At 27.2% G+C, this 24,143-nt stretch carries 24 protein-coding genes and 1 riboswitch; of the genes, 14 read left to right on the top strand and 10 right to left on the bottom strand.

What is annotated here, in order from left to right:
- Positions 1–221: 221 nt before the first annotated feature.
- Both EJL03_RS00885 and glpK read left to right on the top strand, forming a co-directional pair.
- Entirely contained in the window at positions 222–785 is a 564-nt protein-coding gene (locus tag EJL03_RS00885; RefSeq protein WP_243108578.1) for a glycerol-3-phosphate responsive antiterminator, read from the top strand.
- Positions 786–991: 206 nt separating this feature from the next.
- On the top strand, positions 992–2,482 hold the full coding sequence (gene glpK, locus EJL03_RS00890; RefSeq protein WP_125152082.1) for a glycerol kinase GlpK: 1,491 nt from the start codon (positions 992–994) through the stop codon (positions 2,480–2,482).
- Positions 2,483–2,540: 58 nt separating this feature from the next.
- On the opposite strand, the gene EJL03_RS00895 is transcribed toward glpK, so the two are convergent.
- Positions 2,541–2,978, bottom strand: coding sequence for a SoxR reducing system RseC family protein (locus EJL03_RS00895; RefSeq protein WP_125152083.1), 438 nt, complete (start codon positions 2,976–2,978; stop codon positions 2,541–2,543).
- A 284-nt stretch (positions 2,979–3,262) separates the two neighbouring features.
- Here EJL03_RS00895 and EJL03_RS00900 point away from each other — a divergent pair, with 284 nt between their 5' ends.
- Positions 3,263–3,808 (top strand): DJ-1 family glyoxalase III, encoded by a 546-nt coding sequence (locus EJL03_RS00900; protein ID WP_125152084.1) that lies wholly within the window; start codon positions 3,263–3,265, stop codon positions 3,806–3,808.
- Between the two features lie 6 nt (positions 3,809–3,814).
- Here EJL03_RS00900 and EJL03_RS00905 read toward each other — a convergent pair whose 3' ends face one another.
- Positions 3,815–4,210 (bottom strand): GtrA family protein, encoded by a 396-nt coding sequence (locus EJL03_RS00905; RefSeq protein ID WP_125152085.1) that lies wholly within the window; start codon positions 4,208–4,210, stop codon positions 3,815–3,817.
- 104 nt (positions 4,211–4,314) lie between these two features.
- Between EJL03_RS00905 and EJL03_RS00910 the strand changes: the two genes are divergently transcribed.
- Positions 4,315–5,538, top strand: a complete 1,224-nt coding sequence (locus EJL03_RS00910; protein ID WP_125152086.1) for a M16 family metallopeptidase — start codon at positions 4,315–4,317, stop codon at positions 5,536–5,538.
- Between the two features lie 38 nt (positions 5,539–5,576).
- Here the strand turns inward: EJL03_RS00910 and EJL03_RS00915 are convergent, their stop codons facing one another.
- The 4 genes from EJL03_RS00915 to uvsE form a co-directional block, all read right to left on the bottom strand.
- Positions 5,577–7,007: a spore germination protein gene (locus tag EJL03_RS00915; RefSeq protein ID WP_125152087.1), complete on the bottom strand. Its 1,431-nt coding sequence runs from the start codon at positions 7,005–7,007 to the stop codon at positions 5,577–5,579.
- A gap of 21 nt (positions 7,008–7,028) precedes the next feature.
- Entirely contained in the window at positions 7,029–8,165 is a 1,137-nt protein-coding gene (locus tag EJL03_RS00920) for a Ger(x)C family spore germination protein (protein WP_125152088.1), read from the bottom strand.
- Positions 8,146–9,243 carry a GerAB/ArcD/ProY family transporter gene (locus EJL03_RS00925; protein ID WP_125152089.1) on the bottom strand — a complete coding sequence of 366 codons (1,098 nt, stop codon included), beginning with the start codon at positions 9,241–9,243 and terminating at the stop codon, positions 8,146–8,148. The genes EJL03_RS00920 and EJL03_RS00925 overlap by 20 nt, the downstream gene beginning before the upstream one ends.
- A 135-nt stretch (positions 9,244–9,378) precedes the next feature.
- Entirely contained in the window at positions 9,379–10,614 is a 1,236-nt protein-coding gene (gene uvsE / locus EJL03_RS00930) for a UV DNA damage repair endonuclease UvsE (RefSeq protein WP_125152090.1), read from the bottom strand.
- Between the two features lie 135 nt (positions 10,615–10,749).
- A riboswitch (TPP riboswitch) is annotated at positions 10,750–10,858 on the top strand.
- Positions 10,859–11,075: 217 nt separating this feature from the next.
- On the opposite strand from uvsE, the gene tenA reads away from it, so the two are divergent.
- Genes tenA through thiE form a run of 8 tightly spaced genes read left to right on the top strand, consistent with a single transcriptional unit; the run spans position 11,076 to position 17,133 of the window.
- The gene (gene tenA / locus EJL03_RS00935; RefSeq protein ID WP_125152091.1) at positions 11,076–11,735 is read left to right on the top strand and encodes a thiaminase II; all 660 of its coding nucleotides are present in this window, start codon (positions 11,076–11,078) and stop codon (positions 11,733–11,735) included.
- A 6-nt stretch (positions 11,736–11,741) separates the two neighbouring features.
- Positions 11,742–12,494: an ABC transporter ATP-binding protein gene (locus EJL03_RS00940; protein WP_125152092.1), complete on the top strand. Its 753-nt coding sequence runs from the start codon at positions 11,742–11,744 to the stop codon at positions 12,492–12,494.
- Positions 12,491–13,234, top strand: coding sequence for an ABC transporter permease (locus EJL03_RS00945; RefSeq protein WP_125152093.1), 744 nt, complete (start codon positions 12,491–12,493; stop codon positions 13,232–13,234). Before EJL03_RS00940 ends, EJL03_RS00945 begins: the two co-directional genes overlap by 4 nt.
- On the top strand, positions 13,231–14,244 hold the full coding sequence (locus EJL03_RS00950; RefSeq protein ID WP_125152094.1) for an ABC transporter substrate-binding protein: 1,014 nt from the start codon (positions 13,231–13,233) through the stop codon (positions 14,242–14,244). Before EJL03_RS00945 ends, EJL03_RS00950 begins: the two co-directional genes overlap by 4 nt.
- A 12-nt stretch (positions 14,245–14,256) precedes the next feature.
- Positions 14,257–14,742 (top strand): energy coupling factor transporter S component ThiW, encoded by a 486-nt coding sequence (gene thiW, locus EJL03_RS00955; protein ID WP_125152095.1) that lies wholly within the window; start codon positions 14,257–14,259, stop codon positions 14,740–14,742.
- A 16-nt stretch (positions 14,743–14,758) separates the two neighbouring features.
- Complete coding sequence (gene thiD, locus EJL03_RS00960) at positions 14,759–15,601, top strand: bifunctional hydroxymethylpyrimidine kinase/phosphomethylpyrimidine kinase (protein WP_125152096.1); 843 nt, start codon at positions 14,759–14,761, stop codon at positions 15,599–15,601.
- 58 nt (positions 15,602–15,659) lie between these two features.
- Positions 15,660–16,487 (top strand): hydroxyethylthiazole kinase, encoded by an 828-nt coding sequence (gene thiM / locus EJL03_RS00965; protein WP_243108582.1) that lies wholly within the window; start codon positions 15,660–15,662, stop codon positions 16,485–16,487.
- Positions 16,480–17,133 (top strand): thiamine phosphate synthase, encoded by a 654-nt coding sequence (thiE, locus tag EJL03_RS00970; protein WP_243108584.1) that lies wholly within the window; start codon positions 16,480–16,482, stop codon positions 17,131–17,133. The genes thiM and thiE overlap by 8 nt, the downstream gene beginning before the upstream one ends.
- A gap of 78 nt (positions 17,134–17,211) precedes the next feature.
- On the opposite strand, the gene EJL03_RS00975 is transcribed toward thiE, so the two are convergent.
- Entirely contained in the window at positions 17,212–18,030 is an 819-nt protein-coding gene (locus tag EJL03_RS00975) for a TIM barrel protein (protein WP_125152099.1), read from the bottom strand.
- A 108-nt stretch (positions 18,031–18,138) separates the two neighbouring features.
- Positions 18,139–18,948 (bottom strand): dimethylarginine dimethylaminohydrolase family protein, encoded by an 810-nt coding sequence (locus tag EJL03_RS00980; protein ID WP_125152100.1) that lies wholly within the window; start codon positions 18,946–18,948, stop codon positions 18,139–18,141.
- 204 nt (positions 18,949–19,152) lie between these two features.
- Here EJL03_RS00980 and recJ point away from each other — a divergent pair, with 204 nt between their 5' ends.
- Together recJ and EJL03_RS00990 are read left to right on the top strand one after the other, a co-directional pair.
- Entirely contained in the window at positions 19,153–20,940 is a 1,788-nt protein-coding gene (recJ, locus tag EJL03_RS00985; protein WP_206427327.1) for a single-stranded-DNA-specific exonuclease RecJ, read from the top strand.
- Positions 20,941–21,039: 99 nt separating this feature from the next.
- Positions 21,040–23,424, top strand: coding sequence for a PAS domain-containing sensor histidine kinase (locus EJL03_RS00990; protein WP_125152101.1), 2,385 nt, complete (start codon positions 21,040–21,042; stop codon positions 23,422–23,424).
- Positions 23,425–23,546: 122 nt separating this feature from the next.
- Here the strand turns inward: EJL03_RS00990 and EJL03_RS00995 are convergent, their stop codons facing one another.
- A complete protein-coding gene (locus tag EJL03_RS00995; protein WP_125152102.1) occupies positions 23,547–23,732 on the bottom strand; it encodes an alpha/beta-type small acid-soluble spore protein in 186 nt (61 codons plus the stop codon).
- 38 nt (positions 23,733–23,770) lie between these two features.
- Positions 23,771–23,971 (bottom strand): alpha/beta-type small acid-soluble spore protein, encoded by a 201-nt coding sequence (locus tag EJL03_RS01000; protein WP_125152103.1) that lies wholly within the window; start codon positions 23,969–23,971, stop codon positions 23,771–23,773.
- Between the last annotated feature and the right edge of the window lie 172 nt (positions 23,972–24,143).

Consider the following 24,143-nt stretch of genomic DNA (forward strand, 5'->3'; position numbering starts at 1 on the left):
ACAACAAGGATAACTTAGATTTATAGAATAGAAATAGTATATAGTTCCCCATTATCTAAAAACCTAAATTTTAAAAATAAAGGAAAAACCCCATATGCTTCATCAGTTTATCAAGCTATAACTGGAGCTGTTAAAATGAGTATGGATATAAGTTATGTAAAAAAGTTAAACTATAGTTGGAGAAAAGAATTTTGTAAAAAAAGTATAAAGGAGCTCATAAAATGATTAGATTTAGAGAACTTTTATTGGAAAACCCTGTTATAGCGGCGCTAAGAAATGATAAAGATTTAGAGAATGTAATAAAAAGCAAAGCTCTAATTACATTTGTACTTTATGGAAATCTTATGAACATTGGAAAGATATGTGAAAAACTTAAGGCTGCAAATAAAATAATATTTGTGCATTTGGATATGATAGAAGGGTTAAAAGGAGATGCGGCAGGAATAGAGTATATAAAAAAATTTGCATCACCTGATGGTATAATTACAACTAAAAGTAGTAATATAAAGTATGCTAAACAGTTGGGTTTAGCAACTATACAAAGAATTTTTATAATTGATTCACTATCACTTAAAACAGGTATAAAAAATATCCATGAAACAGGTCCTAGTGCTGTAGAGGTTATGCCAGGTATAGCCAGTAAAATAATACATTCTATTGAAAAAGAAATTAATATACCTATAATAGCAGGAGGACTTATAAAGACAAAAAAAGATGTTATTGACTCCTTATCAGTAGGAGCACTAGCTATATCTACTACTTCAGAGAAGTTGTGGAATTTATAGAAAATATTAAAAAGTAAGAAAAGTTGAAAAATAGACAAAATTCTAATATAATTATAATAGAATATTGAGGCGGAGAAAAAGAGAGCCATATTTATGAAAAACTCATAGTAGTGAGTCTTCTTAAGTATGGCTTTTTTTATATAAATTATACAAATGAAAATTTAAATTAAGATGATATTAAATATTATTTGGGGGGTTTTAAAATTATGGCTAAGTATGTAATGGCATTAGATCAGGGAACAACTAGTTCAAGATGTATTATTTTTAATGAAAGGGGTCTTGTTGTTAGTGTAGCTCAAAAGGAGTTTAAACAGATATATCCAAAGGCTGGTTGGGTTGAACATGATCCAATGGAAATATGGGCAACACAATTTAGTGTAGCTGCAGAAGCTATGGCTAAAGGTAATATAGAAGCTGATGATATAGCGGGAATAGGAATTACAAATCAAAGGGAGACTACTATAGTTTGGGATAAGAGAACAGGACTTCCTATTTACAATGCTATAGTTTGGCAATGTAGAAGAACTTCAGAAACTTGTGATAAAATAAGGGAAAAAGGCTATGCTGATATGATTAAGAGCAAAACAGGATTAGTACTTGATGCATATTTTTCTGGAACAAAAATTAAATGGATACTAGATAATGTACCAGGGGCTAGGGAAGAAGCTGAAAAAGGAAACTTATTGTTTGGTAATGTAGATACCTGGTTAATTTGGAATTTAACTAAGGGAAAGGTACATGTAACCGATTATACAAATGCTTCAAGGACTATGATTTTTAATATACATGATTTAAAATGGGATGAAGAGTTACTAAAATTATTAGATATTCCAAAGGCAATGCTACCAGAAGTAAAACCATCTAGTTTTGTATATGGTGAGACTAATCCAGCATTGTTTGGAGCACCTATAAAGATAGCAGGTGTAGCAGGAGACCAACAAGCGGCTTTATTTGGACAAACTTGTTTCCAAGAAGGAACAGCAAAAAATACTTATGGTACAGGATGTTTCTTGCTTATGAACACTGGTACAAAGGCTGTTGAATCCAAAAATGGTCTTTTAACTACTATAGCAGTAGGTATAGATGGCAGAGTTGAATATGCACTTGAAGGAAGTATATTCGTAGGTGGTGCAGCAATCCAATGGTTAAGAGATGAAATGAGAATGATTAAAGATTCTCCAGAATCAGAAAAATATGCAGAAGAAGTAGAAGATACAAATGGTGTATATGTAGTTCCAGCTTTTGTTGGGCTTGGGGCCCCATATTGGGATCAATATGCTAGAGGAACAGTAGTAGGACTTACAAGAGGAACTAAAAAAGAGCATTTTATAAGAGCTACTTTAGAGTCATTAGCATATCAAACTTATGATGTGTTAAAGGCTATGGAAGAAGATTCAGGTATAGATTTAAAGGCATTAAAAGTTGATGGAGGTGCTTGCGCTAATAACTTCTTAATGCAATTCCAATCAGATATATTAGGAGTTTCCGTAGAAAGGCCAGAAGTTATAGAAACTACAGCTCTTGGAGCAGCTTATTTAGCGGGGCTTGCTGTGGGATATTGGAAGGATAGAAATGATGTAGCTCAAAACTGGGCGATATCAAAGACATTTGAGCCAAATATGGAGAATGAAAAATCAGATGATTTATTAAAAGGATGGCATGATGCTGTTAAGAGGTCAATGGGATGGTGTAAATAGATATAATAAATAAGAAGTGAGATTTAAATCTCACTTCTTACTTTATAAATTTGTATTTTTAAAGACCTAATCTGATTAGTTCATCATTAGGTATAACTCTTACAAGTTTGACAGTTTCTTTTCTGTGTTTTACATGTAAATTATTCACTATCCTTAGTATCCCATAGGATAGTGCTAAAAAAGTTAATCCAGTAAAAGCTGAGGTGAGTTCATTTTTAGTAATGTAATATCCTATACCTACACCTAATAGCATAAGTATAAGTGGAACTACATAGGCGAAAAATGTAAATTTAAAGAAAGTATCATCTTCCATATTAACTTCTACGTAATTTCCGGTTTCAGCAAGTACCTTTTTATTATCCATATCTAATGTTAATGGTGGTGTTTCACAGTGAGATGAACAATGGGCACAATTATCTCCGCAAGCAGACATTCGCTTAAAAATAACGTAAGCTTTATCATTTTTTACTTCTTTTACAAAGCCTATTTGATTCATAATCGTCACTCCTTAGCTTAGAGTTTAATATGAAAATATTATACCATAGGATTATAAAATTACAAGTAAAATACCATATGGTGGTATTTTACTTGTAATTTTACTTTTATTATGTTATATAATTATTAATTCTAATGTTAATTTAGATCAGAGAAGATTTAATTTACAAATTATGCTATTTAATAGATAATAATTATTAGTTTCATATAATTAGTTTCATATAATAAGTTAACTTTAAGGGAATTAAAAGCTAAGAAAAATTAGAGAAGGAGTAGGGATGTGCAATGAAAAATATTTTGGTGATTTTAGCGGAAGGATTTGAAGAAATTGAGGCATTTACAGTAGTTGATATTTTGAGAAGAGCTAATTTGATTTGTGAGACATGTTCCTTAAAAGATGAGTTTGTATCTGGAACTCATAATATAAAAGTAAAATGCGATGTAAGTATAGATGATATAGATAAAAATGATTATAGTGCAGTTATTTTACCAGGGGGGATGCCTGGGGCAATAAATTTAAGAGATGATAATAGAGTAATTAGTTTATTAGATGATTTTTATAAAAGTAAAAAATTTATTGGTGCAATATGTGCAGCACCAATAGTTTTAGCAAAAGCTAATATAATATCAAATTTAAATATAACATCTTATCCAGGTTTTGAAAGAGAGCTAATTGGTGCTAATTATTTAGAAAAAGATGTTGTACAAGATAAGTTTATAATAACAAGTAGAGGACCTGCTACTGCTATGGAATTCACCTATAAATTTTTGGAAAATTTAATAGGTAAATCTAAGGTAGAAGAAATTAAATCCAGTATGCTATTTAAATAAAAATAACTAGTTTTTAAATATTAGCTTTTTATTTATTAAAAAGCTAATAATACCTGTACATATAGAAGCTATCAATGCACATATATTGCACCAAAGGATTTGAGGAATATTAAACCTATTATAAAGTGATAAAGTTGACAGTATTAATGAATTTAAAAGGGCGGCTATTCCTAATATTGAAGCATATTTTATATAGGCCCCCTCTAGTTTAAAAGTATATTTTTTATTTAAGTAATATCCATTAATAGAATAAAACATAAAGGAAATAAATTTAAATAAAATATTTATATAGCCAGAATACATATTTGTTATTTTCCAAAGTATGTTTAGTATAATAAAATCTATGATTACATTTGAGGTGCCTATTGCAGCATATAGTATAAATTGTTTTAAAGTTTTCATAACACACCATCCTAATATATAATTAATATAATTATATACCTAATTAAGGAAATTTTAAAAACTTATATTATAAATTAAAAAAATATTAATATGTAGGTGATATAATGATATCTTATGAGTTAGAAAATGGTATAAAAATTATATATAAAAAAATAGAGGATAACATAACCTCATTTTGTATAGGAGTTAAGGCTGGAGCTATAGAAGAAAAAGAATTTCCATTGGGAACAGCTCATTTTGTAGAACATATGGTATTTAAAGGTACTAAAAAAAGAAATGAATCTACCATAAATGCTTTGTGTGATGAAATATTTGGATTTGAAAATGCAATGACTAATTATCCTTATTGTATATATTATGGAACCACTTTAACAGAGGATTTTGAAAATGGATTAGAGCTATTTTCAGATATAATATTAAATCCTGTATTTCCTGAGAAAGGTTTTGAAGAAGAAAGAGAAGTAATACTAGAGGAGTTAAAACAGTGGAGTGATGAGTTGAGTCAATATTGTGAAGATCAACTTTTTCTAAATGCTTTTTCTAAAAGAAGGATAAAAGATTTAATAATAGGAAATGAAATAAGTATAAATAATATTAAATTAGAAGATTTAAAAAGTTTTTATGAAAAATATTACATAGGAAATAATATGGTTATTTCTGTAGTAACTTCTATGGAATTTGAAAAAGTAAAGTTAATAGTTAGAAAGTATTTTAGTCAATGTAAAGTTAGTGAAAAATTTAGTGTTTTAAATGAAAATATTAGGTATGAAAATAATATTAAAGGCATTTTTACTAGTGTAAGGGAGGATATAAAGGGTGCAAGGATACAATATTGTTTCCCAATACACCAATTAAATAATAGAGAGGTTAAAATATTAAGTTTATTTAATAATTTTTTTGGAGAGGGAACTAGTAGTATATTATATGATTCCATAAGGACTAAAAATGGTGTTGCCTATGAAATAGGAAGTAGTATAAAAAATGAAATAGGAATAAAAGTATTCTCTATTACTTTAGGTACTTCTAAGGAAAAAATAGATAAAGCTTTAAAGCTCATAGATAGTTGTATTCATGATATTAAAAATAAAAAAGAATTTTTTACAAAAGATAAAGTAAATAAAGCAGCTAAAAGTATGAAGTTAAAGAGAGAATTAAGGCATGAAAAATCCGTACAAATGGCTAAAGATTTTACATGCTATGAACTTATGTACGGTAATTATAAATTAGTGTTTGAGGAAATAGATTATCTTTTTGATATAACCCATGAAGATATAAATAAAGTTATAAATGAGGTTTTAAAATGTCCTAGTATTCAAATAATAAAATAATATATGAATAAAAAAAGAAAAAAATAGGATATAAGATCCTATTTTTTTCTTTTTTTATTTTTAGTTTTTAAAAAACCAGGTCTATGATTATTAAGTCTTATATCGCTAAAAACAAATTCCTTCATATCATTAATATTTATAGGGGCAATAGGAGAAGTATATGGTACACCAAAACTAGATGTGGAAACTAAATTTACTATTATAAAAGTTATTCCTATGACAAAACCAAATAAACCTAAAGCTCCTGTTAAAAAAATAAGTCCAAATTTTAATATTCTTATGGGGTTCATTATGGTATAGTCAGGTACAATAAAGGAAGTCATAGTAGATAGAGAAATTATAATAACCATAAGAGGGCTTACAAGTCCAGCGGATACAGCAGCTTGACCTATGACAATAGTTCCTACTATACCTATAGCGGGACCTATTTGCTTTGGTAATCGCAGACTTGCTTCTTTTAGAAGTTCAGCAACAAATTCCATTAAAGTTGCCTCAATTAAGGCGTTTACAGGAACTGTGGCTCTTGCAACAGCTAAGGCTAAAATATATGAAGGAGGAAGAAAATCTGGATGAAAACTTACCAAAGCCACATAAAAGGATGATAAACTAAGTGAAATAAAAAATGATAATATTCTAATGAATTTTATTAATAGTGATAAATATAAATTATCATAATGATCATCACCGGAGTCTAGAAAATCTATAAACGTTTGAGGTAAAAGTATAGCAAGATTACTTCCATCTACTATAATACAAAGTTTACCATTTAATATACTAGCACAAGCTTTATCAGGCCTTTCACAAATTCCTGTTTCAGGGAATAGACTTATAGTTTTATTAGATATAAGTTTTTGAATATACCCTGATTCCAGTATTCCATCTATATCTATACTTTCTAATCGTGATTTGCATTCATGTACATATTTGGGATTTATAACATCATCTATGTATATAGTGGCTACTTGAGTTTTGGTTCTTTTACCAATATAGGTATAATCAACTTTTAAATTTGGATCTTTAACTCTATGGCGAATTAAAGATAGATTTGTTTCAAGGCTTTCTGTAAATGAGTCTTTAGGACCTTTAATAGCATTTTGTATTTCTGGTTTATCTATAGATCTTTTCTCTACTTTTAAAGTATTGGTGACTATATATTTATTTTCATGGCACATTAGTATAACGGAATTTCCGTCAAGGATGTAGTCAAGTATTTTATTTTCATCTTCATAAATATAAACATCATCTATATAAATAATAGAATGAGCTATTATATCTGTAGTTAAATTATCATAGGGATATTGTAAAATGGGTTTAATAACATGGGTTGATAGTCTATCTTTATTTGTTATAGAAGGAATGTATAAAATGTAAATAGTTTTCCCTTCTTTAATTAATTTTCTTACGGAAATATCTGATTTATTATTAACTAAATCTTTAACAAATATATTTATATCTACATTTTTTATCATAGCTTATATCCACCTTAAAATTTATTGTTTTTTTGCACTAGAGTCGAATAAATTTAAGTTAATAATATCCACATCAATATTGATATTGATTTTTGCTTCAGGAAATTTATCATTCCAATTGATAGAGTTATAAATCATTGGATTTTCTGCCCTAAAATATTTGGCAAATCTAAATATGTCACATTTAAATTTATGTTGATATCTGTCTATTGTACTTGAAACTTCATTATAAATTTTTTTCTGTAGCATTTTTTCTAAAGTTTTAATCTTATTTTCATCTATAGGAGTAATATTATATTGATATTGGAGTTTTTCTTTTAAAGACAAATTAAGATCTATAACTACAGTATTATTTACATAAGAGGTTTTAATGTGCCTTTTTACTTTTACTGGTTCAAATGACAATAGGTTTTTGCTATCCTTATCCAAAGAAAAAGTTTCTGGAAAAGACGGATTTTTAGATAATATATATAAAAGTCCTTTAGTATCTGTACCTGTTAGAATATCAATTAATTTAGAGTCCTTTAATATAGCAAGGCCTAAGTTTCTTATAGAACCGTTATCTATTCCAATGTACGGAAGAACGTATCCAATATTTTCAAAATTAATATCATATACTATGTCTCCTATTGTTGGATATACAGATTCTCCAATTTTAGCTAAAGTGTTTATGTTATGTTCTATAAAAAAACCTACAGCAATGTCGTTAGGGATTTTTTGACTTAAAATATCTTTGGGAGAATCTTTACTTATAACAGGAAGAAGGGTTTTTCTATAATCGTATAATTTATTAATTCTATTTATATAAGGCTCGATACCTTGCTCTGCGTAGTTTTTCCCAAAGATTACAATTCTAGTTGCACCTAAAAATGTCGGGTAAGCTCCGCTTCTATCTATATTAAGCCTTCCGTTTTCAAAATTACTACCATAAGCTATATCCACATAAGATTCTGGTATAACAGCGGAGTTCATATTAGTCATAGAATGAAGTTTAGCAATTTCTCCATAGAATTCATAAGTATCATTTACTTTATCTACTCCAATGGAAATTACAATACTTCTCTTTTCAATATCCTCATAATCCCAGCATCCACAGAGTGTTATAGGCATTATTAAAAGAAGAAACAATAAAAGTAGTTTATTTATATTTTTTATCATATTTTTCCACCTTAATTACTATAAATATTATAAAGGGAATTACAACGCTACAAAAAATTCCTAGATATTCTGAGAATCTAAGTAGTTTATCTATTTCAAAAGAAGTTTTAATTAAAGTATTTAATGGGATGGATAACATAAACAGTAATACATAAATTATTCTACAATTTTTTATTTTAAGTAATCTTTGTGTTAAAAAACCAGATGCGTAAGTATATATAGTGGCTGTTGTATATACACTCATTAGCCAGGTTATTAAAGAGATTCCATCAACTCTACCAAAAAAATCTAAATAAGTAATGTCAACTCTTCTGATAGCCGCAATTAATGCATCTTCGTAGTGTATAATATCGTCTAATCCAATAATAGATAAAGTAGATTCTACAATTAATATATATAGTAGTCCTATAATTATCATCATATAAGAAGAGTATTTAAATAATTGTTTTTTCTCATTCTTTTTATTTAGTGGTATTATTAATAATAGTTCCATTCCTAAAAATGGCATTATAGCTTTTGGTATATCTTTTATGTAAGAAAATATATTTCTAAAACCTAAAATAGGCTGTATATTAATTAGTTTACCATTAAAAAACATAATAATATGGGTTATAAAGGTAAATAGTATAATGAACACTCCATATAACTCACACATTCTAGCTATAACTGATAATCCTTTATTAGCAGTATAAGTACAAATAGATATAAGTAATAAAAAGATTATCCATTGGGGAGTTTTGACTAAAAAATTTGCCTTTATTATTTCTCCAGTATTTCTTATGGAAAGGACGGAAAAAGTATAAAAATATATTATATATACTAGTATTAAAATTTTACCTATGGATTTATTGGTTATAATATTAATATATTCATCAAAGGTTTTATTTTTAAAAGTATAATTTATATATAAAATTATATATGTTATAAATAAAGCTAAAGTAGTTGCTAAAATAATGGTTATCCATGCAGCAGTTCCAGAAGCTTCTGTTAATGCCTTTGGAAGCCCAATTATTCCATATCCAACAATAGCGGAGAATAAGTAAAAGGCTAGCTGCCTATTAGAAATATATTCTTTCATATAGTAACCTCCCAATGTATAGTTATTATATGTATTTACTAGTGATTTATTCTCTATATATATTAATGGAATAAAAAATTTCTAATATAAAAAGCTCTATTAAAAACTATAGAGCTTTTGTATAGGTATTAAATTTTATAATACAAAATAATAGGAGTCTAATAAATAAGTAGCATTGTATTTTATACAAAGTTTTTTTAGCATATTTTTAGGTTTATCAGGATTGTCTAATTCATCTAATAATTTGAAAAATTTATTTTTTTCTTTCTGAGATGCACTATCCTTAACATATCCCCAGGTGTGAAGTATTGTATTTTTAAAATTTTTTTCATTATAAGGTAAAGATAATATTTTATCTAAAATCTTATAAAAATTAATTATATCAGCTTTAGAGTTAATTATTTTACTGCATTCTTTATATAGCAAATAGTTTTTTTCCATGACAGTGTATTTGTATTTAGACCACTCATTGAATTTTATATATGGCTTGTTTTTAAAATATAAGCTATTTATACATTCTATGGCGGAAATATCTTTATCTTTTACTTCTAACATAATATCTGTATCTAATTCTTTAATATGATCATAAAAATTTAAAAAGTTTTCTATATTAACATGATTTGAATGAGCAGCATTTCTTTTTTCGGGATTACTATCTGAATAATGAATTTTCATGTTTCCATCCTCACTTTTCCAAGTTGATTTTACAATTTTTAGGATTTCTAAAATATTTTCATTGGTGCTGGGATTAAAGTAATTATGAAGATTATCAAATACAGCGGGAATATTCAATTCTGTACATAGATTTAAAACCTCGTCTATATTAAATAATTTGTCATCATTTTCTAAGACTAATCTTTTCATAGCGGAGGTGGATAATTTTTTAAAATTATTCTTAAATCTTTTTAACGCTAATGTTTTATCATTATAAGCACCACCTACATGTAGGATAATTTTGTTAGAATAATCTACATTTAAAGCATCTAAAAAACGAGTATGATACTCTATATCTTCTATACTCTTAATTGCAACTTCTTTTGATGGTGAGTTAAGTATAGTATATTGCCCTGGGTGCATGGAAACCCTTATGTTATTATCTTTTATAAAATTTCCAATGCAATTTAATTCTTCGCTAAATGTGCTCCACCATTTACAATCATTTATTTTATGACTACCAAAAGGAATAATATCCGAGCTTATTCTAAACATATATATATCATTATCAAGATTATATTTTAAAATTTTTTGTAAATCTTCAAGATTAAGCTTTACACTTTCATAGAAACGATCAAAGGTAAAGTTTTTTAAAATAAATGATCTGGTAGTTCTTGCATCTATACCCATTGGTATACAAGCATATCCTATTTTCATAAAATTACCTCCATTGTTCTTAGGTTAAATAGAATAATTTAACTAATAAGTAGTTTATAGTATATTGAAAAAATAGTCAATATTGGTTGCAAAGTCTAATATATTGTAGTATTATTATGTTTATAAAATTAAATAATATAATCTCAGGGGAGCTGGTTGTGCTAGCTGAGAGTAAGAACTTGATTCTTAGACCCTTTAACCTGATCTGGGTAATTCCAGCGTAGGAAGTTTTAGATTTTATTTACGAAATTAAAACACAAATCCTAGGGTGGTTTGTGTTTTTTGCTATACACAAATCTAAATAAATTCATTTAGTTAACAGTTATAAGGTTAAAGAAATCAAAATCAGTTCTTACTATATTCCCAAAATATATTAAAAAATTTTTAATATGAAAGAAAAAATAAAGGAGGAAAATTTTAAATTACTTTAAAAAATTAAAAGAAAAGGGGAATTTTAAATTATGAAATTTTCACAAAAATTATATAAAAGTGTAGAGAAAATATGGAATTCATATTATACTCATCCTTTTGTAAAAGGTATAGGAGAAGGAAATTTAGATGTTGAAAAATTTAAATTTTATATGATTCAGGATTATTTATATCTTTTAGATTATGCTAAGGTTTATGCATTAGGCATTGTAAAAGCAGATGATGAGGAGACTATGCAGGGATTTTCTTCTATGGTAAACGATATATTGAATGGAGAAATGAGTATTCATCGTTCATATATGAAAAGGCTAGGAATTACTAATGAAGATATAGAAAAGACCAAGCCTAACCTTAGTAATATATCATATACTCATTATATGCTTGCAGTAGCACACAATGGAAGTTTAGCAGAACTTACGGTATCTTTGCTTGCTTGTATGTGGAGTTATCAAGAAATAGGAACAAATTTAAATAAAGTACCAAATTCTATAGAACATGAGTTTTATGGAGAGTGGATAAAAGGGTATATCTCTGATGAGTATAAAAAGTCTACAAAATGGGTTATAGATTTAATAGATAGGTTGTCACAAGATATGAGTAAAATGGAATTAGAAAAATTAAAAGAAATATTTATAAATACTAGTAAATATGAATATATGTTTTGGGATATGGCTTTCAATAAGGGGATGTAAAATTATATGTTGAATTTTTCAAAGGTAACTTTTAAGTATAAGGACAATAAAGATTATATTATAAAAGATTTAAATTTTGATGTAGATAAAGGGGAATTTATAAGTATAATTGGTCCAAGTGGATGTGGTAAAAGCAGTTTATTTAGAGTGATTTTAGGTCTTGAAAAAATATTATATGGACAAATTTTTGTGAATGAAAAAAATATAGAATATTATAAGCCATATATAGGTTATATGCCCCAAAAAGATTTGTTAATACCTTGGAGAAATATTTTAGAGAATACTTATCTTCCAATGGAGATACAAACAAAGAATATAAAAAAATCAAAAATCGAGGCTGAAAAATTTTTAAAGGATTTTGGATTAGAAAAATATAAAAATAAATATCCTAAAGATTTATCAGGAGGTATGAGACAAAGAGTGTCTTTTATTAGAACATTGCTTACAGGAGCAGAAATTTTATTGTTAGATGAACCTTTTAGTGCTCTAGATGCTATAACTAAAATTGCTATGCAAGAATGGCTTTTAGAGCAATGGAGTAATTTAAAAAACACTATATTATTTATAACTCATGACGTAGAAGAGGCTATATTTTTGTCTAGTAAAATATTTGTGGTATCTAATAAGCCTATAACTGATTTAAAAGAGGTTATAGTACCTTTAAAATATCCAAGGATAAGAAAGGATCTAATGAAACCAGAAATTTTAAAGATAAAAGAAGAATTAGTAAATGAATTAAAACAGAGGGTTAAATTATGAAAAAATATACATCATCAATAGTAGTAAGTAGCGTTTTTTTTATAATTTGGGAGGGAGTTGCAAGATATATTAATGCAAGTTATATATTACCTTCGCCAAGCAAAATATTAGAAAAAATATGGATGTTAAAGGAGCCTTTATTTGAAGTACATTTACCTGCTACATTAATGGTTACATTTTTAGGGCTTTTTATATCTATATTTTTAGGAGTAGTTTTGGCTATAGCTATGAGTTTTAATGAAAAAATAGAAAGGACAATGTATCCCATTGTTGTAATAACACAAACTATTCCCATAACAGCATTAGCACCGATATTTGTGCTCTGGTTTGGCTATAGTATATGGAGCAAAGTTTTAGTAACTATACTTATGACTTTTTTCCCTATAACAATTAATGTTTATGATGGATTGCGATCAAATAAAAAAGATATAGAAGAACTTTTAATAACTTATGGAGCCACTAAAATACAGATTTTTTTAAAATTAAAGTTCCCATCAGCATTACCGTATTTTTTTTCAGCACTTAAAATATCCTTACCCCTTAGTGTTATAGGTGCAGCTATTAGTGAGTGGCTTGGATCACAGTCAGGTCTTGGATATTTTAGCAAAAGAATGATGACACAACTTGATGGAGCAGGAGTTTTTGCACCAATAGTAATTTTATCCTTTATAGCATTAATATTTGTTTGGATTATTAATATTTTGGAAAATAAAATAATAAAATGGAGGAATGAAGGATGAAAAGACTGAAGAGTTTATTTTTAATAATATTATTAATAGGTATAATTTTCACCGCATGTGATAATAAGGGGAGAAATAAAAAGGATAGCCTATCACAATTAGAAGATATAGACTTGGTATTAGATTGGTACCCTAATGCAATACATAGTTTTATATATACTGCTATGGAAAAGGGATATTTTCAGGAACAGGGATTAAACGTAAATATTAAGTTCCCATCTAATGCAACTGATCCAATAGCATTAGTAGCCGCTAATAAAGCAACTGTAGGGATTTATTATCAACCAGATGTTGTAATGTCAAGGTCAAATGAAAAGGTCCCAATAAAGTCTATAGGTGCTATAGTACATAAGCCTTTAAACGTGATTATTTCATTAAAGGAGAAAAATATAAATTCACCAAAAGATTTATCAGGAAAAACTGTTGGATATTCAGGAAATCCTTTGAATACTGAATATGTTAAAACAATGGTACAAGCAGATGGAGGGGATGCTAGTTCAGTAAAAGTTATAGATGTGGGTTTTGAATTGCTATCTTCTATGATAACAAAAAAAGTGGATGCTACCACAGGGGGACTTATAAATCATGAGATACCAGTTCTTAAACATGAGGGACATAGTATTAATTATTTTAATCCATCTAAATACGGAGTACCTAATTATTATGAAGAAATTTTTGTTACCAGCGATGAAACTCTAAAACAAAAATCAGAAACTTTGAAGAAATTTATGAAGGGATGCAAAAAAGGATTTGAATTTATGAAAAAAACCCCTGATGAATCTCTTAATATATTATTGAAAAATCAGCAAAAAGATAGCTTTCCTCTAACAAAGGAAGTAGAAAAAGAAAGTATGAATATGCTTTTGCCTAAGATGGAATCTGCTGAAGAACCGTTTTTATATCAAGATAGGAAAGTATGGCAACAGAATATAAATTGGTTATACAAAAAAGGTTTATTGAATAAAAAGATGAATGCAGATGATTTTTTTGTTAATTTAGATGAAATATAATAGGAGGTTATTATGAGTACAGAGAAACTTACATTTTCAGCATTGCTAATAGCCATAGGTATTTTTCTGGGAAACTTAATTTATATTCCAATAGGAATCTCAAAGTGTTTTCCAATACAACATAGTATTAATGTTATTTCAGCGGTTACTTTAGGATCTTATTATGGAACAGCAATTGCTTTTTGTATATCATGCTTTAGAAATATATTAAGTACAGGTTCTTTATTAGCTTTTCCAGGCAGTATGGTTGGAGCATTGTTAGCTGGTATCATTTATAAGAAAACAAATAAAATTTACTATGCATGTTTGGGAGAAATTGTAGGGACAGGTATAATTGGTGCATTATTAGCATTTCCAATATCTAAATTTATTTTAGGGAAAAATGTAGTAGCACTATTTTTTATAACACCTTTTTCTATAAGTACAATAGGTGGAAGTGTTATAGCTTTTATTGTATTAAAAGCATTAGGAAAAAAGATTCCAATATCAATTAATTAAGGGAGGATCATTATTTATGAAAAAAGTATTAACTATTGCGGGGTCAGATAGCTCAGGGGGAGCAGGTATACAGGCAGATATAAAAACTATGTCAGCTCATGGGGTTTTCGGTATGAGTGTTATTGCTGCAATTACTGCTCAGAATACTCAAGGAGTTTTAGCAGTTCAGGATATAGATAAGGAGATAGTTGCTGCACAAATAGATGCAATTTTTACAGATATTGAAGTAGATGCAACAAAAATAGGAATGGTATCTAAAATCGAAACTATAGATGTGATTAGTGAAAAATTAAAAAAATATAAGCCTAAAAATATAGTTTTAGATCCAGTGATGGTATCTAAAAGTGGGTATGATCTTTTAAGACCAGAGTCTAAAATGAATTTAGTTAAAAATTTGATACCTTTAGCTACAGTTGTGACTCCTAATTTACCAGAAGCAGAGGAAATAGTTAAAACATATAATAAAATTTTGCCAAAAGAGGATAGGTTAAATATAGAAAAAATAGTAGATAGTAAAGATATGGAAAAGGTAGCTAGTTTTATTTCAGGTATTGGACCTAAATATGTATTAATAAAAGGAGGACATTTAGAAAATGATGCGGTGGATATTTTATATGATGGTAACAAAATGCACTATTATCAAGGTAAGAAAATAAAAACTAAAAATACTCATGGTACAGGGTGTACTTTATCATCTGCAATAGCTTCTAATTTAGCACTTGGCTATTCTGTAGAGGAATCGGTAAGATTAGCTAAAGAGTATATAACTATTGCAATTGAGCATTCACTAGACATTGGAAAAGGGGTAGGACCTACAAACCATTTTTATATTCTTTATAAAAATGCTGGAATGCAATAAGGTAAAAAGTTTTGTGAAATTTATATCTAAATATAAGTTTAAAAATTGGAGGAGCAAAATGTATAAAGATATATCAAAAGCTTTAGAGAAGGTAAAAATCAAAAATCCACTCATCCATAACATAACTAATTATGTGACTATAAATGATTGTGCAAATGTTATTCTAGCCATTGGTGGATCTCCAGTTATGGCAGATGATGAAAATGAGGTAGAAGAGATGGTTTCTATAGCTTCATCATTAGTAATTAATATTGGTACATTAAACAGCAGTACCGTTAAATCTATGTTGCTGGCAGGTAAGAAAGCTAATGAACTAGGAATACCAGTAATCTTAGATCCCGTTGGAGTTGGTGCTACCTCGTATAGAAAAAGAATATGTGAAACACTTATAAAAGAAATTAAATTTGCAGTTATAAGAGGAAATATATCTGAAATTAAAAATATAGCTGGAATAAAAACATTTACTAAAGGTGTAGACGCAGTAGAGGAAAGTGAGAATTTATGTAAGGACTCTATTAAAGTTAAAAAACAAATAGGAGAATCTTTATCCAAAAGATTAGGAACAGTAATAGCTATATCAGGTAAGATAGATTCTGTAAGTAATACAAATAATACTTATTTTATTAAAAATGGAAATGAGAATTTATGTAAAGTCACGGGAACTGGGTGTATGAGTACAGCATTAATTGGAGCTTTTTGTGGGGGAGAAGATGACTATTTGAAAGCGACGATTTCAGCAGTAGTTTCTATGGGGATTGCCGGAGAAATAGCTTATGAAAAAGCAAAAAAATTAGGAATAGGTTCTTTTAAAGTTGCCCTAATGGATGCTATATACAATATAAATGAAGAAATATATAAAGAGAGAGGTGGTATTTTCTGTGAATAAGAATGAGAGAGTTTTTTGCAAGAATAATATTGATTATTCTCTTTATTTAGTTACTGATAGAACTATATTAAAAGAGAAGAATTTAGAAAAGGCAATAGAGGAGGCAATTCTTGGAGGAGTAACATTAGTTCAACTTAGAGAAAAAGATATAGATACAAGGAATCTTTTTGAAATTTCAAAAAAAGTTAAAAAAATTACTGATAGGTATAATATACCTCTAATTATAAATGATAGAATTGATGTTGCATTGGCAGTAGATGCAGGTGGTGTACATGTAGGACAAAGTGATATGCCCGCAGATGTGGTAAGAAAAATTATTGGTGATGAAAAAATAGTTGGGGTATCAGTAGGAAACTTAAAGGAAGCAAAGGATGCTAAGAAACAAGGTGCAGATTATTTAGGTGTGGGCGCTATTTTTTCTACAAGTACCAAAAAGGATGCTAAAAGTGTATCATTAGATGAATTAATAAAAATAAGAGCGAATGTAGAAATTCCAATAGTAGCTATAGGGGGAATAAATCAATACAATGTTAATAATTTAAAAAACACAAATATAGATGGAATATCTGTTATATCTGCCATTTTAGGTAGGGAAAATGTGAAAAAGGCTGCTGAGGAATTAAAGGGAGTATTAAAAGAATTTTAAAAAGGAATATATCCTATAGCAGCATTATAGTTTTCAGTGCCATAGGATATATAAATATTTATTAAGCAAAAGTGATAATTATAATGAAAAATAATATTCTTTTAATAACAAGGCATCTTCTTCTAATATTGGACTTTCACATATAATACATCCTTTTATATTGAAAGCTTTAAAAGCTTTAAGACAATCTTTATAATTAAAATCACTTTCTAAAAATGGAAGGTGATTTTTTTCTCCTTTTGGTCCATAGTTTATTCCGGATATATGAATATGCATATCTTCTAAAGCGTCATAACCAAGTTCATCTTTTATATATTGAAGTATTTTTGCAAAATCATCATATTTTTTAAGAGAACCGTTATATCTAGCATGAACATGGGAAAAGTCTATACAAGGTTTACAAGTTTTAATGGATTTACATAGGGCTACAATTTCCTCAAGGGACCCAAATTGTGTCCCTTTACCGGTAGTTTCTAATCTATAATTTACTCCTATATCAGGAAGTTTTAACAAGTTTTCTTTTATTGTATTAAAGGTTTCTCCCTTTGAATCTTTCAAATAAAATCCAGGATGAAATACAAGACTTTTACCATTAACTTTTTTTAATCCTTCTGCTCCTTTTATTATTCTTTCCATAGATTTGTTTTGTTTTTCTATTTCTTCTGCATTAAGGTTAATATAATAAGAACCATGGGCAGAAAGATAAAAGTTATTTTCAAGCTTAGATTTTAAAACATCATCCTTATTTTTATCCGTTATATTAACGGAACGTACAAAGGGAAGCTCCATAGCATCTAAATTTATTTTTTTCAGATAGTCTATACCGGTTTTATAAGTAAACTTAGATGAATCCTTTCCTATAGGTAGTCCAGATATTCCAAAAAGTAATTTATCCAAAATAACACAACCTTCCTATATATGATAATACAAATATTTTAAACTCCATAGGTATTTAAGTCAAACAAAAGTAATTTTATATGAAAATTAAGAAGGAAATTTTAATTGTTATACTCTAAGTATAGGAAGAGTACTACAAGTAAAACTTCCACCTGCTTTCATTATTTCACTATAATCTGTGTAAATTCCCCAAAACCCATTTTCATTTAAAATATTACTTACTTCTTTACAGCTAGTTAGTATTTTTCTATTACCAAGGCATATAAAATTAGGACCTAAGTTGTCTGCGGCATTTCCTTTTAATATTATACAGTTATTGAAGTATTTAGAGATTATATTTTTATCAAAAACATAATCAGTTATTACACAATTATTCTTATCTATACTATTAAATACACAGTCTAAATGAAGTTTATGGTTATCAAAATTAATAGGAATAACTTTTACAGATATATTATATTCATTTAAAACATTTTGAAGTTCATTACAGGCTTCTTTTGTACTTCTTCTACTCATACCAACAAAAACTACATCATCATGAAGTATAATATCCCCGCCTTCTATATTATGTTTCATTTCATATGTTTTTAAGTTGTGTTTTTTTGCAAACCTTTTTAAAACAGTAGGTTCAATTAATCTTTCAGGACTTTTCAATTTGGATATAAAAAGAATATCTTTGATTACAAATCCAATATCTCTTGTAAAAACTTGAGAGGGACTATTTATTATATCTAAAAATTGAACTTTTACGCCATTTTCTATCAATAAATTCACAAAATTGTTGTACTGGGAGTACATAAGATCATAGTTAATTCTACCTTTATAAGGATTATTAGAATCTATTATTTCAAAATTACAAGGATACACCATCAAATAATATAAAAGTTTATCATATTGATTATTTAAGTATACATGCATATAAAACTTACCTCCAATAATTATATATCTAGTTTTTATTTAATTACTAAAATTTATTCATTTAGATAAAAATATAAATTACAGAAATTGAGAACTTTAGATATTTATTATATAATTAAATATAAATGCAATTTTACAAAAATTATTTTAAAAGATGATGAAATTATATTAAATCATATATATAATATATAAAGAGGTGATATGGTGAAAAAAAGATGGATGCTTAAATGTAACAGTAGTGATATAAAAAAGTTATCAAAAGAAACAGGCTATGATGAAACTTTAGTAAATATATTAGTTAATAGAGGAATAAAAAAGCTAGAAGATATAAATAAATTTATGAATGCATCTTTAGAGGATCTTTATGATCCTTTTTTAATGAAAGATATGCAAAAAGGTATAGACATAATAACCTATGCTATAAAAGTGAATAAAAAAATAGTTATATATGGAGATTATGATGCAGATGGAGTTACTAGCACAGTAATATTATATAAAGCATTAAGAAGATGCAATGCAAACTGTAGTTACTATGTTCCTCACAGGGAATTAGAAGGATATGGAATGAATGATGAAAGAATAAGAATTATGAAAGAGGAGGGTGTAGAACTTATTATAACCTGTGATAATGGGATTTCATCCATTGAACCGGTTAAATTAGCAAAAAAATTGGGAATAGAAGTTATTATTACAGATCATCATGAACTTCCTTTTATGGAAAATGAAAATGGTGAAAGAGAGTATTTTATTCCTGAAGCAGATGCCATTATAAATCCTAAAAGGCAGGATTGTAAATATCCTTTTAAAATGCTTTGTGGGGCAGGAGTAGCTTTTAAATTTGTACAAGCACTATATAGGAGTAAGGATATACCTATTGAGGAAACTTATGAGTTGCTGCAATACGTATCCATTGGAACTATATGTGACATAGTAGATTTAGTTGATGAAAATAGAATACTTACCAAACAAGGTTTAAAAGTTTTAAAAGATACAAAAAATAAGGGGCTTATTGCTTTAATGGATGAAAATAAAATTGACATTAAAAAATTGAAGTCTTATCACATTGGATTTGTTATAGGACCTTGTATAAATGCAACTGGGAGACTTGAAACAGCAGAATTGTCTGTTAAATTACTTTTAGAAAGTAATGAAGAACAAGCCAAAGTTTTAGCTAGTGAGCTTCATAATTTAAATACTGAAAGACAAAGGATGACTACAGAAAGTGTAGAAAAAACAATAGATTTTATAGAAAATTCATCTATAAAAAATGATAAAGTATTTGTTATATTTATGGATAATATACACGAAAGTATAGCTGGAATTGTGGCTGGTAAAATTAGAGAAAAATATAATATACCTACTATAATATTAACTAAAGGGAAAAATATAATAAAAGGTTCAGGAAGGTCTATAGAAAATTATAATATGTTCGAAGAACTTATAAAATGCAAAGATTTTTTAGAAAAGTTTGGCGGACATCCTATGGCTGCAGGACTATCTTTGAAGGAAGAAAATATAAAAATACTTAGGGAAAAACTAAATGAGAACTGTATTCTTAAAGAGAAAGACTTTATTCCCAAATTAACAATAGATAAAAGATTAAGATTAGATTTAGTTAGTGAAGAGTTTGTAAAAAATATTCAATTATTAGAACCTTTTGGGAAAGGAAATTCTTGTCCAATGTTCGCTGAAAAAAATGTTTTAGTAAATCAAATTAACATATTGGGTAAGGATAAAAATACTTTGAAGTTGAATTTAAATTTTCATAAAGGTTTTAATAAAATAAACGGAGTTTGTTTTGGGAGGGCACAAGAGTTTTTAAACGATTTAAAAGAAAAATTTAATGGAAATTATGATAATGTTTTAAATAATCCTACAAATTTATTTATGGATTTTATATTTTACGCAGATATAAATGAATATAAAGGATTTGTAACTCCACAAATTAGAATAATAGACTATAGGTTCAGTAACAATAGTAAAAAAAAATAAAATTTACATTAAATTAGTTAACAGTACAGAATATAGAAGGGGATTAAAATTAATTAAAAAATAAAAATATAAATTTGAGTACATTATGGGGGACATGAGATGAGCAATTTTTATGAAAGCATTCCTTTTGGAGTAATTTTACTTAGAGGAGATCCTTTAAAAGTAGATTATATAAATAGTAGGGCAGAAAAAATTTTAAATGTAAATAGGGTTTTAAATGAAGAAATTAACAAATTACCATTTTATAGCGATATAATTAATATTGTTAAAAAAGTTAAATTTGATAATAAAGAAAGATATTTAAGAAATATAAAAATTCATTCTGGAAAATTTATAGATGTGACTATAAATTCAGATAGGGAATGTGTAAGGTTATTTATTGCTGAAATACCTTTAGAAACTTTTAAGGAAAATGAAAATAGTATATTTAAAAATGACAAGGTAACTATTAATGTATTAGAGGCATTACCACATTTAATATATATAACAGATATAAAAGGGGAAGTTAAATATGTTAATGATGGTGGAACTAATAAGTTGCTAAAAAAAGATTTGATAAAAATGGAGAATATATTTGACCACTTTAAAGTGCATACCCCTTATGATGAAAATGAAAAACCTTTAAATATAATTCAATTACCTGCTTATAGAAGCTTAGAATATGGGGAAGAAATAATTAATAAGGTGCTTTTGTATAAATTTAATAATCAAAATGTGTATATATCAGTTTCAAGTTTTCCTATATATAATTCTAATAAAATTATAGGATTGGTTTGTATTTGTTTAGATGTAACTGGTGGATATTTAAATAGATTAAAAGAAAAGGAAGAAAGAGAAAAGTTTTTATCTCTTTCCACAGAATTAAAAACAAAGTGTGATATTATAGAAATTCTTAGAATGAGGGAAAAGGAACATTTAATGCATTTAAAAGATGTCATAAATAATATATCCGAGGGTATATTGGTGGTAGATAGTAATCATAAAATAAGCATCTGCAATAATTCGGTACATGATATTCTAGGCTTAAAGCAAATAGAACTAACAGATTATAAAAATATAATAAGAAAATATACTATAAACATAGATGAGGGAGAAAAAGTATTAGAGGAATATTATAGGGATTACTATATGAAAAATAAACCTATTAGAAATATGACTTTAAAATTAACTGATAATGGTTCAAAAGAGGTTAAGTACATAGAGTTTAATAGTAATCCTATAATTAAAAGCAATGGGAAATTAGTTTATATAATAATTACAATTAAAGATGTTACTGAAAAAAGATGTCATCAGATATATGCAGAAGAACAGGCAGAGTTCGTAAAAAATGTAGTTAATACTTTAGATGTACCTATAGCGGTACTAGATTATCCTAGATTAAAATATAAATTATTAAATGAACAATTTGTGAAAATGATTTCTAAGATATTAGGAAGAAATTTCTTAGAAAAAGAGATTATGGAAAAAAGTATATTAGAGACTTCTCCAGATTTAATTGATAGTAAGTCTATAGTAAAATTATATAATGCAGTGAAATATAAAGAAGAATTAGTATTACCAATATATTGTATTAATGAATCTGGGGAGGAAAAAAAATATTATAAAGTAAAAGTTGTGCCATATACAATTAAAGAAAATATAGTTAGAATATATATTCATGGATTAGATGTAACAGAAGAAATAAATCATAACTTAGAATTGGAAAAAGTAAATAAAATGAAAGATGAATTTTTTACAATAATCTCTCACGAACTTAGAACGCCTCTAACAATTATATATTCTGCATTACAATTAGCATATGATATTTATAAAAAAGAATTAACCCCTAATATAGATAAAACATTAAATAGAATAAAACAAAACTGTAGTAGATTATTAAAATTAACTAATAATATTATGGATATTTCTGAAGCAGATGCAGGTTTTTTAAGCATAAATAATAATGAATTTGAACTTGTTTTAGAAAGTGAAAATATAGTTAATTATTCTAATTATTATGCTAGAAAAAAAGGTATTAATATAATTTTTGATACTAATGAAGAGGAATGCATAGTTAATATAGATATAGAAAAATACCAAAGAATATTATTAAATTTAATATCTAATGCAATAAAATATACTCCTGAGAACAAAAATATTTATGTTCTGCTACATGTTAAAGAAGATGAGTTTTGTATAAGTATTAAAGATGAAGGGGTGGGAATACCAGAAGATAAAATAGAATTTATATTTGATAGATATTCTCAAATTAATAGCACATTGTCTAGAAGAGCAGAAGGAACTGGATTGGGGTTAGCCATAGTGAAAAAATTCGTTGAAGTTATGCAAGGAGATATAAAGGTTAATAGTAAGGAAATGCAAGGATCAGAGTTTATAATTACTTTAAAAAAACAATCGCCAGTTAAAGATACTACCAATAAATGTGTTACTTTAAATGAAAATTTTGATGATATAGTGAGTATTGAAATGTCTGATATATATTAACAAACCGCATAATAAATATTATTAATTATTATGCGGCATGTATATTGCCATATGGGGAACAGTGTGTATTTTTAGCACACTGTTCAATTCTTTAATTTTTTATTTTATCTTTTGTAAATATTTTATAAGTTTTTTTCGTATTGTTCTACCATTTTTTTTACCATCTGACCACCAACAGAACCACATTCTTTAGAGGTTAAATGTCCATTATAATCAGTAAATTGAACTCCTAATTCTCTTGCAGTTTCCATTTTAAATTTGTTTAATCCTGCTTTGGCTTCTGGTATTAAAACTTTATTATATGCCATATTTTCTCACCTCTAATTTAAAATGAAATTAAATATATCTATTTTGAACTTAAATTTCTTTCATATTGTTCTACCATTTTTTTTACCATCTGTCCACCAACAGAACCATTTTCTCTTGAAGTAAGATTTCCATTGTATCCTTCTGTTAAGTTAACACCTACTTCTCTTGCTGCCTCCATCTTAAATTTGTTTAACCCTGCTTTAGCTTCTGGTACTAAAACTCTATTTCTACTTGCCATTTTTATTACCTCCTTTTTATTTTTGTACTATTATCTTAACCAGAAGAGAAATAAATATATTAGTTTGTTGAAGGTAAAAAAAGTAGTAGATGCATAAATTAGAAAATAGTACCAAAAATAATTTTATTTAATATTTTAATATTATAGGTATAATAGACAATTGGATTTAAAT

Source organism: Clostridium rectalis, from assembly GCF_900626095.1.
GTDB lineage: Bacteria > Bacillota > Clostridia > Clostridiales > Clostridiaceae > Clostridium_AS > Clostridium_AS rectalis.